The organism is Mycobacterium hainanense (genome assembly GCF_041890355.1).
GTDB lineage: Bacteria > Actinomycetota > Actinomycetes > Mycobacteriales > Mycobacteriaceae > Mycobacterium > Mycobacterium hainanense.
Map to the genome: position 1 here is coordinate 2,032,716 of NZ_CP169059.1, position 12,927 is coordinate 2,045,642.

Genomic DNA, 12,927 nt, shown 5'->3' on the forward strand with positions numbered 1-12,927 from the left:
CCGGGCAGGCGTCACACCATGCCGAAGAAGGTTTTCGCGTTGGTGGACAACACCTTCCGCTTCGTCTCCTCGTCCAGGCCCTCCGTCGCCTTGTTGGCGACCTCGAGACTCCTGGGCCAGTTGGTGTCGTTGTGGGGGTAGTCGGTCTCGAACATCAGCTGCTCTGGACCGACGAGATCGAGAATGCGGAACGCGACCGGGTCGCCGAAGGTGGAGAAGTAAACCCGCCCGGGCACCTGGCTGCTCGGCGGTTCGGTCAGCAGGGGGTGGATGCCGCCCCAGGCCCGACGGTCTTCCCACACCTCGTCGACGCGTTGCAGGTAGTAGGGGATCCAGCCGGCCTGCGCCTCGGCGAACGCGATCTTGAGGTCCGGAAACTGGACGAGCTTGGCGGAGAACAGCCAGTCGACCAAGGCGATCGTGCAGTTGACCGCCATCAGCGCGCTGGTGACCACGTGCGGAGAGTCGGGCGAGGACTTCGTGAGCGACGAACTCGACCCGATGTGCAGCATGATGCCCACGTGGTTGCGCTCACAGGCGGCGAAGAACGGGTCCCAGTAGCCGCTATGGATGGACGGCAGATCGAGACGGCTGGGTAGCTCCGAGAAGCACACCGCGCGCATCCCTTTGGCGGCAACCCTTTCGACCTCTCTGGCGGCGAGCTCGACGTCCCACAAGGGGATGATGCCCAGCGGGATCAGCCGCCCGTTCGAGCTACCGCCCCATTCGTCGATCTGGAAGTCGTTGTAGGCCTCGACGCACAGTCTGGCGAGTTCCTTGTCTTTGCCGTACAGGAACCGTTGACCGCAGAAGCGGACCAGCGTGTTGGGGAAGCAGGCGGAGGCCTCGATGCCGGCGATGTCCATGTCCGCGAGCCGGTCCGCTGGACGGAAGCAGCCCGGGCGCATCTCGTCGTAGGTGATCGGGTCGGTGCTGAGCTCGTCGAGGTCGTAGCCGGCGGCGGCGCTGATCAGTGGGATCGGGATGACCGCATCCTCATAACGCCAGATATCCGCGTCACGGCCGTCGGCGTCCTCGACGAATGCGACATCGGAAGTGACGCTGGGATCCATGCGCCCCTTGGTGCGGACGATCCGTGGCCCGATGTCGCGGTAGCGCTCCGGCAGCCTGCTTGTCCACAGATCGGCCGGCTCCACCAGGTGGTCGTCCGGCGACACGATCAGAATGTCTGCACTCAACGCTGCACTCCTTCGACGGGCCGCGGCTTCACATCACGACGCACTGATTCGCAAATGAGAATCATCGTTTCCACGGTACCGCATGCGATTCGGCACGAGGTATCCGGGACGCAGGGAAGGCTGCGCCTGCGCGAGCGTGGACCTATGCGAGCGGCACCGATACGGCGCACCAGAAAGCCGGGCGTGGGCGGGGCGGGCGGAAAGCCTTCTACGCCATCGTGCCGTGGGCGCCCGCCCAAGGTTCTCGGCGACCGAAAACCAGTAATTACGCAAAGTGACAATCAACATACACGTGCATGTAGGACGCGCGTTTTCTCTGCGTGCGGGTATTCTGGTGGCATTATGCCTACGAAGAAGCCCGCCGGCCGGCAGATCGAAAGCGGCCTGGAACTGGTTGACAACGACGTCGAGGTGCCCGGCACCTGGCAGCAACGCACGATCGAACGGCGCCTCAGCACAGCGCGGGCCCGCGCCCTCGCCCGCAGCTCGCGGTTTCTGGCCACCGCCTTGGAATTGGTGGAGGAATCGGGAAAGGCCGACTTCACGATCCAGACGCTCATCGACAGGTCGAACCTGAGCTTGCGAGCGTTCTACCAACACTTCGCGGGTAAAGAAGAACTCCTGTTGGCGCTCTACGAGAACGTCACAAGTCAGTTCACCGAGAATATCCGGCAGGAGGTCGCCGCGGCCGACGGCCCGATGGAGCAACTCGAGGCCTTCTGCCGAGGGGTGCTTTCTCGCGCGGAATCCTCGGAAGCCGTCGGTGGCCGGGTCATGACGATCTACAACCTCAGCCTGGAGATCGAGCGTCCGGACGACTTCGCCAAAGTGTGGGAGCCCCACCAGAAGCTGCTGACGAAGATCATCACCTCGTGCGCCCGGGCCGGCCTGGTGCGCACGGACATGAGCCCCGCGCAGCTGACCACATTGCTGAATACCACGCTCACCGCACTCGCGCAGATCGGGGTCTTCCATCTAGGCGGCGGCAAGGGCCCCAAGCTGACGGAGGACCAGTTGTGGGCGTGGTGCAAACAGGCCGTCACGCCGCCCGTCGACGGCATCGGGGCCGGGGCGGCGCGCAAAGCGGCGCCACGGGCGACCTCGGCGCGCCGGGTCAAGAAGTTAACGGGGTAACCCGAGTCCTCGCTGCGCGATGATCGACCTCTGGATCTCGCTGGTGCCCGCGTAGATCGTGGTGCCCAGCGAAAACCGCAGCGAGTGTTCAAACCGCCCGTGCTCCGGCGCGGTCGGCTCGAGATAGCTGCGCAAGCCGTCGGCGCCGACCAGTTCGACCATGTCCTGGCTGGCCCGTTCGAGCGCCTCGGTGCTGAACACCTTGGACATTGGACCCTCGGCCACCGGTATGTCGCCCTGTTCGTGCATCCATACGCACCGTCGCTGCAGCAGCATCGACACCTCGGTCTCCATGGCGATTCGGGCAAGTCGGCGCCGGACATCGGCATTGGCGATGGCCGGTGCGCCATCGTCGGATCGGGTGCTGGTGGCCCAGTGTTCGGCATGATCTAACAGCCGAACGAGGTGCGGGCCCCACCCGGATGCGTGCTCGTACTGCAGCGAAAGTCCGAGCACCTCCCAGCCGCCGTCGATTTCACCGATTCGCCACTCGTCTCCGACGCGGACATCGCTGTAGAACGTTATGTTGGTCCGCTCTCCGGAAAGGGTCCAGACCGCCTGTGCCTCAAAGCCATCCGAGGCGCAAGGCACGAGAAACATCGTCAGGCCTTTGTGCTTGGGCTTGTCGGGGCTGGTGCGTGCGAGCAGAAATATGAAATCGGCGATGTGACCGTTCGTGGTGAACATCTTGGAGCCGTTGATCACCCATTCCGCTTCGTCGCCCGATCCGTCGCGGACGGCCTTGGTGGCAGCCGCCGCAACGTCCGACCCACATTCGGGTTCGGTGAAGCCGAGCGCGATGGTGATGTCGCCGTTGATGGCCCCGGTCAGGATACGATCCTTCAGCTCAGGGGTGCCGATCTCGCGGATGATCGACGCCACCATTCGCGTCGTTTCGGAGAGGTACACCGGCGCGTCATAGCGCATGAGCTCCTCTTTGAGGACCTGCTCGTCCCACGCGTTGCGGTTCTGTCCGCCCAATTCGACGGGCCAGCCCGGGGCGAAGTACCCCTGGTCGACGAGGCCCTTGGCGAACCCGTCGTCGTGTGCGACGCCGCTGCGGTAGATGCGCTCCTCGAGCTCGGGGCGCAACACGTCGCGAAGGTGCTTGCGGACGCCGTCGCGGAACGCCGCGGTGTCGGCGTCGAGGTGAAAATGCATAAAGCGTGGCCAATCTGTCGTCGTATGCATCCCGGACCGGGCGATTGGTAATGCTAATCTCAAATCTGAGAGTAACCATATCCGCACGTGAGGGACTGACCGTCGTGGACCTGAGCTTAACGAGCGAACAGCGCCAACTGGTGGATTCTTTCGCCGCACTGTTCACGCGCGAGTCGACCTCCGAGCGCATCCGGGCGGCTGAGCCGTCCGGCTTCGATCTCAAGCTGTGGAAGGCGCTGCTCGAGGTAGGTGCGGTTGAGATGGCGGTCGACGAGGCTGCCGGAGGATGGGGCGCCTCGGTGCTTGACCTTGCATTGATCGCCGAACAATGGGGCCGCGCGCTCGCTTCCGCACCCGTCATCGAAGCGCAAGTCGCCGCCTGGACCCTCGCCGAAGCCGGCGAGACCGGCGCCGGGTTGCTGAGCGAGGTCCTGGCAGGCGAACGACTGGCTACGTTCGCGCCACGCCCCGCATGCGACGGGAGGTTGAGTCTGGTGCCGGCGGGGGCGGTGGCAGACTACGTGATCGCCCTGTCGAACGGGCGGCTGCTGGCAGCGCCGGTCGCACACAACCGCACCTCGGTGGGCAACCTGGCGTCAATGCCGCTGGCCGACATCGCGATTGGGGATGATTCCGTCGTGCTCGCCGACGGCGCCGGGGCGCGCGAATTGTTCTCGCGCGCGCTTGATCTGTGGCTGGCGATGACCGCCGTCGCGTTGGCCGGCGCCGCCACGAGGGCCGTCGAGATCGGCGTCGACTACGCCAAACGACGCCACGCCTTCGGCGCCGCAATCGGTTCCTTCCAAGCCGTGTCTCACCCACTGGCCGACAGCGCCACCGCCGCCGACGGGGCCAGATTGCTCGGACTGAAGGCGGCCTGCGCCTTCGCCGACGAGCCCGACCGCGTTCGCGAACTGGCCGCCATGGCCTTCGCGTTCGCCTACGAGACGGCGCGGGACGCGACGCGGCGCAGCCTGCACATCCACGGCGGATACGGGTTCGGTATGGAGAGTGACATCCAGTTGTACTACCGCCGGGTCCGCGGCTGGGCAATGGTTTTCGGCGATCCCGCGACCGCATTGGACCGCGTCGCCGACGCGCGCTACGGCGCAGCTGCCGGCTGACCCGGACCGCGAGGAACCAGGATTGCGAAGCTAAGGGTCGCCCGTGCGGCGAGCCGGTCCCGACCGACGTCAAATACGTCGACACCGACCACGATCATCCGCTTCCCAGCGCGCAGCAGAGTGGCACACGCACGGGCGGGCCCCTCGACGATAGGCGCCAGGAAATGGATCGACATGTCTGCGGTGCCCGCACCGCCACCGTCACCCGCGTGCTTGACGGCAAGTCGGCCCCCGGCCACGTCGATGAGTGTGGCGACCAATCCGCCCTGCAGCGCTCCGCGGTAGTTCACCAGGTCCGGCCGGTTGTGCAGGTCGACGACGACCGACTCGTGGGTGTCGACAACGTCGTAGAACGGCAGCTGGGCGAACAGGTGACCGGGAATGGTCACCCCCATCGGTTGTGGCGCCGGCTGATCGGACGACGCTTCGGCGGTCACGCGTCCGACCGGACCTGGTCCTTGACCGCCAGGACAACCGGGGGAGCGGTCCGCCAATTGGGTACGCCTTGAGCCTCGCCAGCAGTGGGAATCTTGTCCTCGCGGATCTGCGCCCAATGAGAGTGATTCAGTTGGTGCAACGAGAAACATGATTGCAGCGCGTTGTAGAAACCCATGTTGTCGACCGACTGGTTCACCGATTCCTTGATCAGCAGGGCCGCCATCGTGGGCACTTTGGCGATGCGCCTTGCCAGTTCGAGCGTTCGCTCGGGCAACTCGTCGCGCTTGAAGATCTTGCTGACCATGCCGAGGCGGTAGGCCTCTTCGATGCCGATCGCATCGCCGGTGAGCATGAGTTCCTTGGTGCGCCGGGGACCGAACTCCCAGGGGTGGCCGAAGTACTCCATCCCGCACATGCCCAACCGCGTACCGACCACGTCGGCGAAGCGCACTTCTTCGCTTCCGACGATGAGGTCACACGCCCAGATCAGCATGAGTCCCGCCGAGAACACATCGCCGTGCACCTGCGCGATGGTGATTTTGCGGAGGTTGCGCCACCGAAGGTTGTTCTGAAAGAAATAGTGCCATTCCTGCAGCATGGTTCTCTCCGCACCGTCGCGGGTCCCACCGTTGATCGTCACGGAGGGATGCTGGCCCGGGCCCGGGGTGAACTCAGCGCGCGCTTGCGCCGAACCGATATCGTGACCGGACGAGAACATTGGCCCCTCGCCGGCGAGGATGACCACGCGGACGGTGTCGTCGGCCTCCGCCCGTGCAAACGCCTCGTCGAGTTCGACCAGCATGCCGCGGTTCTGGGCGTTGCGCTGTTCGGGGCGGTTCAGCGAAATCCGGACGATCATGCCGTCGTCGAAGGTTTCCCACTTCAAGAATTCGTAATCGTGCAGCACCGGCCCCGCTCCTCATCCAGTCGGTAATGGTGTTATCTCTATATGAGAAGATATGTTCTCACGCGTTGGCCTATGACGGCCGGAAGGGGTGCCGATGGCGGCCGGTCAACGAAAGCCACGAGTGATTCTTTGGGGGCCGGGTCAGGTGGGTGTCGGCGCGCTGCGCGCCCTCATCGCGCACCCGGGGCTGGAGTTGGCCGCCGTGGTCGTCCACGCCGAAGCCAAGGACGGCAAGGACGCGGGTGACCTGTGTGGAATGCCGGCGACCGGTGTCGTTGCCACACGCGATATCGGTGCCGCCTTATCGACGGACGCGGACGTGGTGGCCTATTTCGCCTCGGGGGACTACCGCTACCACGAGGCGGCGCAGGACATCGCGCGCTGCCTGCGTTCGGGCAAGGATGTGGTATGCACCTCGCTGGTGCCGATGTGCTATCCGCCCGCCGCGGACAAGGAAACGGTCGAACTTCTCGAGGAGGCGTGCGCCCAGGGCGGCACCAGCTTCTTCAACAGTGGTGTGGACCCTGGGTGGGCCAACGACGTGATTGCGCTGACCATGACAGGCTTCAGCAGTCGCGTCGACAGCATCACCATGCTCGAGATACTGGACTATGGGCCCATCAACCAGCCCGACATCATGTTCGACTTCATGGGTTTCGGCTGCCGCCCCGACCATCCGGCGCCGCTGTTCGACGCCGAGCGCCTCGCCGCATTGTGGGCACCAATCGTGCACCTCGTTGCCGACGGCGTCGGCCTACCGCTCGATTGCGTCGAGACAACCATTGAGAAGTGGGTCGCCACAACCCGATACGAGGTGGCGTCGGGGTGGATCGAGCCTGGCACCGTGGGCGGCATGCGATTCAAACTGGCCGGAATGGTGGGCGGCGAGGAGCGTGTGACGCTCGAACACGTCACTCGCATGGGTGCGGACGCCGCACCGGATTGGCCACGCCACCCGTCGCCGCACGGCGGCTACCGGGTCGTCGTCGACGGTCTTCCCACGTACACCGTGGACATCGAGATGCATGGCCGCGGGAACAACATGCGCGGCCTGACCTACGCGACGGTAATGCGCGAACTGAACGCTATTCCCGCCGTGATGGCCGCGCCGCCCGGCTTGCTGTCGACCCTCGATCTGCCGCTGGTGACCGGCCCGGTGCGCGGCGGGACCTGGCGAGGCGTGCTGCCTGCGAAGGGGCAGCCGTGAGCGAGAACACCGCGCAGACGTCAGAGGACGTATGGGAGGTTATGCGCACCGCGTCGGCGGTCCGGCGCTACCGCGACGAACCCGTCTCGGATGCGATGATCGAAACCTGCCTGCGGGCGGCGAGCTGGGCGCCCTCCGGAGGCAATCAGCAGCCGTGGAAGTTCGTCGTATTGCACTCGAGCAGCTTGCGCGACGTCATCACCGCTGCGGCGCGTAAGACGTGGGAAATAATGACCGATTTCTACCGCATTTCCGTGCCCGACGAGCGGGCCGACGACTCCAAGTCCCGTGTGCTGAGAACGATGGCCGAACACATGAGCGTCGGCGGCGACGCACCCGTGCTCGTGCTGTTCTGTGTCCAGCCGCAGCGGGGAACCACCGAACTCCAGCAGGGCGGCTCGATTTTTCCCGCCGTGCAGAACTTCTTGCTCGCGGCTCGCGCGCAAGGCCTCGGCGCCGCGATCACCCTGTGGCACGGGTCGTGTGAGGATCAGCTGCGGTCCATGGTTGGTATTCCCGACGACTGGAAAATCGCTACGCTACTGACAGTCGGTTGGCCCAAGGGCGGACACCACCCGGTGCGGCGCAAACCGCTGGAAGAGGTTGCGGCGATCGATCATTGGGACCGGCCTTGGAGTAAGACAAGGAAGTGACGGTGCGTAAGCCGGAGATCTCGTTGTACCTGCGGACCTTTACCGATGGCCCACAACATGATTGGCGCCTTACGCTGGCATCGGCGCGGGCGATGGACGTGGCGGGTATCGACCGTGTCGTCGTCTCCGACCATGTGGTGTTCGGCGAGAGCCTGGACGCATACGCCGATCCTTCGGTGGGAGGTGCGCGTGGCGGCCGCCAACCCACCGGCCCCGACGGCAGCTGGCTTGAACCCCTCATCGTCCTGACGGCGATCGCTGCCACCACCGAGCGGATCCGACTCGGGACGTCAATACTGCTGGCCGCACTGCGGCGGCCTGCGGTCCTGGCCAAACAGCTCGCGACGCTCGACGTGCTCTCCGGCGGACGCGTCGATCTCGGCGTCGGGGTGGGTTGGCAACGGGAGGAATACGAGGCCACCGGACTGTCTTTCGCTCAGCGTGGGCGGCTGCTGGATCACACGTTGGAAGTTTGCAAGACGCTGTGGACCGAGCGGCGCGCTTCATATCACTCGCCCGAACTGTCCTTCGACGCGATCCATCAGATGCCGAAACCGGTGCAATCCGGTGGTGTGCCGTGTTGGATCAGTGGGACGGTGAACGGCGCCGTCGCACGGCGAATCGCGCGATTCGGCAGCGGCTGGATTCCTTGGGGCTCGGCATTTGACGACCTTCCCACCGCGATAAAGATGATGAAGGACCGGGTATCCGCCTTCGGCGGTGACGCCGACAATCTGCAAGTTCAAGGTGCCGCACGCGCCGTGAAGGGCGACGGCGGATCGATCGACTACCCCGCATCGGTAGCGTCGGTACCGGCGCTGGTCGCCGCAGGTGTCACCGATGTCCGCTTCACGGTGACGGTGCCCGAGGACGGCGAGCAAGCAGTCGAGGTCCTGTCGCCGCTCGTGACGGCGTTCCGCGACGTCACGAGCTGATGCACCGACGTCGTCAGATGAAGCGGGAATCGATGGTGCAGCATGCAATTGCGTGATCACGCCAGATCGGCGAAACCCGCTGTTATCCTTCATCCTTCAGGGACGGTTGTGAGCTTCGCGGACCTCGAAGCCGGGGCGAACAGGCTCGCACACTTCTTGCGACGTTCGGGGATGCTGGTCGGGGACACCGTCGCGATCCTCATGGAAAACAACGAGCACATCCACACAGCGATGTGGGCGGCCAGGCGCAGTGGTTTGTACTACACGCTGGTCAACACCAACCTGAATCACTCCGAGATCGCGTACGTGATGGCAGACAGTGGCGCGAAGGCGATCGTCTCCTCGCGGGCAATGCGGGACGCCTGCCGCGAACTGTCCGACCGGCTCGGGGACGGCCTCCCAACAGTGGCGTTGATGGCCGACGACGACCTCCGCGGCTGGCGGCGCTACCCCGAATGCGTGGCCCCCGAACCCTCGACGCCCATCACCGATGAGTGTGACGGCCAGCTCCTGCAATACTCCGCGGGCAGCACCGGGCGTCCCAAGGGCATCCGTCGACCGCTGAAATCGCCGAACTCCGGCCTGTCGAGTTTGTCGACACCCGTCTTCGAAGCGCTCGGGGTAAGCCGCGACTCGGTCTACTTGAGTCCCGCCCCCACCTACCATACTGCGCCGGCCATGTGGACCATGGCGGCGCAAGCCGTCGGCGCGACAATGGTTCTCATGGAGAAGTTCGACGCCGAGCAGGCCCTCGCATGCATAGAGAAATACGGCGTGACGCATGCGCAGTTTGTGCCGACGATGTTTGTCCGGATGCTACGGCTGCCCCAAGAGATCAAGACGCGCTACGACCTCTCCACGTTGCGGCGAGTCGTCCATGCCGCTGCGCCATGCCCGCCCGAGATCAAGCGCCAGATGATCGACTGGTGGGGCCCGATCGTGGACGAGTACTACGGGTCATCCGAGGGCGCCGGTATCTCGTTCATCCGCGCCGACGAGTGGCTTGCCCACCCGGGATCGGTGGGCAAGCCCATGCTGGGCACGCCGCACATCCTCGACGACGAGGGCCGCGAGCTCGCACCCGGGCAGGTCGGTGAGATCTATTACGAGGGCGGTTATCCCTTCGAGTACCTCAACGACGAAGCGCAGACGGCCGCCGCGCGCAGTGCGCAAGGATGGGTCACCGTGGGCGACGTCGGTTATCTCGACGAAGAGGGCTACCTGTATCTCACCGATCGCCGCAATCACATGATCATCTCCGGCGGGGTGAACATTTATCCTCAGGAGACCGAGAACCGTCTCATCGGCCACCCACTGGTGGTCGACGCCGCCGTGTTCGGCGTGCCCGACCCGGTGATGGGGCAGTCGGTGACCGCCGTCGTGCAATTGGCGGATCCCGCTCTGGCATCCGGGGAACTCGCCGACGAGCTGATCGCGTGGCTGCGGAATCGCATGGCGCACTACAAGTGTCCCCGCAGGCTGTACTTCGATGCGAACCTTCCGCGCAGCGATGCCGGCAAGCTGTACAAGCGGGAGCTGATCAAGAAGTATGCCTCTGGCCTCGGGGCTAGGCCATCAGGGGACCGCCGAAGCCCGGGACCGTGCCCACCGGGATCAGCGCGAGGATGACGGCGAGAAGAGTGAAGGATCGCAACGCTTTTGGCGTGAGCTCGCTCTCGATCTCCGGCCGGCCCGCCGCGAAGAGGATGAACACCACGCCGACGTCGAACGTCACGATCGTCAGCCAGCGGGTCCAGTCATAGCCGGTCAGGAAAACCGGACAGATCAACAGCAGAGCGCCGACGACCCACGTCATCCGGCCCCGCAGCGCCTCGATGAACGTTCCCGGCGGCACGCCCGATACTGCGCTGAGCCCCCACATGGTCAGCACGAGCGCACCGGAGCCGAATATGAGGGAGACCGTGAGACCGAGCATCCCGATGTGGCCGACGGCGCGGACGGCGTCGCCGATTCCGTTGTCGTAGTTCGGCATCACGTTGCGGCATACCCAGTCGTGGTAGTCCGTCCGAATGGGTTGCCCGTCAACAACATAGCGCAGCAGCGAGGTCGGGGACGTGACGGTGGCAAACGGGTTGGACATCACGCGATGGGGAACCGATGCACACAGTTGAGCCGCGATGTCGTGGCGGCCGAATGCCGCCACGGCAGCCGTCGTGCAGACTCCCGGCGTCACCGCCAGGAGGGTTCCCAGGCCCCGACCGTTTCCCAGTGAACCGCCCAGGGCGATGATCGCCAGCACGGCCCCGAGCGCGAACTGCAGGCCGATCGCCTCGTGCACCAGCGTCAACGCCGCGATCGCGGTGCCGTAGGCCGCGCACCATGCCATCGCGATCTTGTGGGAACGCGTCAACACCAACGCGGAAGAGAAGAGCGCCAGCGCCGCCCCGCCGAACAGGTCCGGCCGAGCCGAATACGCGGCGAACGGGACACCGAAGGGCAGCAACGGGATCAGCAGCGCGACCATCAGCCGCCGCTCGGAGCGACGGCGACCGAAGAGCACCACACCCGCGACCGCTGCCAGGCCGCACAGATAGACCGCCGTCGACAGCCACCGCAGACCGAGCGCGACCGCGAAGTAGTGCCCAGGGACCAAGCGAACCAGTTCACCGGCGAGCCCGCGGCGCACGAACCCGTGCGTGTAGTCGGCGGCATAGTACGACATCCAGTACATGTCGAGCGGAACGATCTTGATCGCGAACCACAGCACGACCAGGGCCCAAACCGCGATCGCGGCGGCGCCAACCGCGTACCTGTGGCGGTATGCGCGTCGGTTCGGCTCGACGTCCAGGTTCACCGCGCGGTCCGGCCGGCGTAGACGGTGGTGGCGGACAGCTGCAGGTCGGCCAGCGCGCGACACGCGAGCTCGCGGGCGGCCGCCGCACTGTCCGCCCCGCTTCGGCAGGCGATGACGTTGATAAACCGGCTACCGTTGAATGTCCCTGTGCTGCAGAACAGTTGGCCCTGGTTTCGCTCGATGCGGCGGTGGGTGACGCCCTGCTCGGCCAGCCGGATGCAGACCTCGGCCGCGTCGTCACCGTCGATGCGACCCACGGCGGGATCCAGATCACCCAGGTTCGAGCAGCCGACCGGCAGTTGCCCGGTCGACATGGCAACGCCCTCGGCGCGCCGGACCAGCCATCGTGGCGTGAACGGAATGAGCGGCAATCCGGCGAGCATTTCGTTGGGGTGCCGCCGCAGCGACGTCAGCTGTCTTTTGACATCCGCACGCACGGTGCTCAGGTCGACGGCCGCCGCCGCGCCGTCGACGGTCAGCGTGATGGAGGTCAACGCGTTCGCGCGGTCGTCATCGGGAGTGCGATCGCTGACGGGCAGGACGACCGTCACCGAGTTTCCGTCGGCAAGCACCCTGCCCATCCGGTGAGCCAGCCGCGCCGCGAACGCGACGAACAGCGCGTTGCTGCTTCCGTTGAGGCCACGCGCGCGGGCTTCCCATGCCGCGGCGTCGGTTTGCAGCGTGACCGATGGGAGCGCCGTGTGCGCGTCCTCGGCAGGCGAGCGCGGTCCGGACCGCGGCCCCACCGGCGGGCCCATTTGGCCAGGTGACGCCTTGAGCAAAATCGCCAGCGTCGCGATCAGCGCGCGCAGGACCGCCGGCACGGCGTTAACCGCATCGGCCAGGTCCTCGAAGGCGGTCCGCAGCCGGCTGCGTGAATTGGGTTGCGGGTAGTCAAGTTTGCGATTCTGCCCCTTGACCGCCTCCGTTATCGCCGCGATGAGGCCGAGCCCGTCAACCACACAGTGCGACGCCACCAAGGTGACCGCCGCACCGCCACCCTGAAACGGCTGCACACCCAGGTGAAAAGTCGGGCCGAACTCGGGATCGACGGGCACCTGCGCCCGTTTTTCGACCCACGCACCGAGTTCCGAGGGGGGTCGGCGCGGTTCCAGCGCGATATCGGGTGAGCCGCGGTCGGCCACCCAGCGGTGACGCCCGAACGGCAGCGGCGAGCGCTCGATCCGCCGTCCGAGCACACCCGCAGCCAGATTGGTCTGGAAGATCCGCAATTGGTCGGCATTCACGTCGCGTTCGTAAACCCACGTGCATTGCACCGTACTGCCCTGACCGGTTGCCCGCAGCCGTAAGAAAGCGGCCTGGTCCAGCAATGCCAGCCTCGGCACCGCAACCA

The 12,927-nt window shown here is 65.6% G+C and carries 12 protein-coding genes; 6 read left to right on the plus strand and 6 right to left on the minus strand.

What is annotated here, in order from left to right; translation table 11 throughout:
* Window positions 1–11: 11 nt before the first annotated feature.
* Window positions 12–1,199 (minus strand): amidohydrolase family protein, encoded by a 1,188-nt coding sequence (locus tag ACEL92_RS09615; protein WP_374025348.1) that lies wholly within the window; start codon window positions 1,197–1,199, stop codon window positions 12–14.
* A 342-nt stretch (window positions 1,200–1,541) separates the two neighbouring features.
* Here ACEL92_RS09615 and ACEL92_RS09620 point away from each other — a divergent pair, with 342 nt between their 5' ends.
* Window positions 1,542–2,333, plus strand: a complete 792-nt coding sequence (locus tag ACEL92_RS09620; protein WP_374025349.1) for a TetR/AcrR family transcriptional regulator — start codon at window positions 1,542–1,544, stop codon at window positions 2,331–2,333.
* On the opposite strand, the gene ACEL92_RS09625 is transcribed toward ACEL92_RS09620, so the two are convergent.
* Window positions 2,322–3,494 (minus strand): acyl-CoA dehydrogenase family protein, encoded by a 1,173-nt coding sequence (locus ACEL92_RS09625; protein WP_374025350.1) that lies wholly within the window; start codon window positions 3,492–3,494, stop codon window positions 2,322–2,324. The genes ACEL92_RS09620 and ACEL92_RS09625 overlap by 12 nt on opposite strands.
* A 104-nt stretch (window positions 3,495–3,598) precedes the next feature.
* Here ACEL92_RS09625 and ACEL92_RS09630 point away from each other — a divergent pair, with 104 nt between their 5' ends.
* Window positions 3,599–4,618 (plus strand): acyl-CoA dehydrogenase family protein, encoded by a 1,020-nt coding sequence (locus ACEL92_RS09630; protein ID WP_374026151.1) that lies wholly within the window; start codon window positions 3,599–3,601, stop codon window positions 4,616–4,618.
* Here ACEL92_RS09630 and ACEL92_RS09635 read toward each other — a convergent pair.
* Window positions 4,597–5,013: a PaaI family thioesterase gene (locus ACEL92_RS09635; RefSeq protein WP_374026152.1), complete on the minus strand. Its 417-nt coding sequence runs from the start codon at window positions 5,011–5,013 to the stop codon at window positions 4,597–4,599. The two genes, ACEL92_RS09630 and ACEL92_RS09635, sit on opposite strands and share 22 nt — an antisense overlap.
* 38 nt (window positions 5,014–5,051) lie before the next feature.
* Entirely contained in the window at window positions 5,052–5,960 is a 909-nt protein-coding gene (locus tag ACEL92_RS09640; RefSeq protein ID WP_374026153.1) for an enoyl-CoA hydratase, read from the minus strand.
* A gap of 124 nt (window positions 5,961–6,084) precedes the next feature.
* Between ACEL92_RS09640 and ACEL92_RS09645 the strand changes: the two genes are divergently transcribed.
* The 4 genes from ACEL92_RS09645 to fadD4 are packed head-to-tail and all read left to right on the plus strand — an operon-like array spanning window position 6,085 to window position 10,387.
* Window positions 6,085–7,170 (plus strand): dihydrodipicolinate reductase, encoded by a 1,086-nt coding sequence (locus ACEL92_RS09645; protein ID WP_374025351.1) that lies wholly within the window; start codon window positions 6,085–6,087, stop codon window positions 7,168–7,170.
* Window positions 7,171–7,211: 41 nt separating this feature from the next.
* On the plus strand, window positions 7,212–7,823 hold the full coding sequence (locus tag ACEL92_RS09650; RefSeq protein ID WP_374026154.1) for a nitroreductase family protein: 612 nt from the start codon (window positions 7,212–7,214) through the stop codon (window positions 7,821–7,823).
* A gap of 2 nt (window positions 7,824–7,825) precedes the next feature.
* Complete coding sequence (locus ACEL92_RS09655; RefSeq protein WP_374025352.1) at window positions 7,826–8,758, plus strand: TIGR03619 family F420-dependent LLM class oxidoreductase; 933 nt, start codon at window positions 7,826–7,828, stop codon at window positions 8,756–8,758.
* Window positions 8,759–8,800: 42 nt separating this feature from the next.
* Window positions 8,801–10,387: a fatty-acid--CoA ligase FadD4 gene (gene fadD4, locus ACEL92_RS09660; protein ID WP_374025353.1), complete on the plus strand. Its 1,587-nt coding sequence runs from the start codon at window positions 8,801–8,803 to the stop codon at window positions 10,385–10,387.
* On the opposite strand, the gene ACEL92_RS09665 is transcribed toward fadD4, so the two are convergent.
* Together ACEL92_RS09665 and ACEL92_RS09670 are read right to left on the minus strand one after the other, a co-directional pair.
* Window positions 10,326–11,573, minus strand: a complete 1,248-nt coding sequence (locus ACEL92_RS09665; RefSeq protein ID WP_374025354.1) for a hypothetical protein — start codon at window positions 11,571–11,573, stop codon at window positions 10,326–10,328. The two genes, fadD4 and ACEL92_RS09665, sit on opposite strands and share 62 nt — an antisense overlap.
* Window positions 11,570–12,919 carry a hypothetical protein gene (locus tag ACEL92_RS09670; protein ID WP_374026155.1) on the minus strand — a complete coding sequence of 450 codons (1,350 nt, stop codon included), beginning with the start codon at window positions 12,917–12,919 and terminating at the stop codon, window positions 11,570–11,572. The genes ACEL92_RS09665 and ACEL92_RS09670 overlap by 4 nt, the downstream gene beginning before the upstream one ends.
* Between the last annotated feature and the right edge of the window lie 8 nt (window positions 12,920–12,927).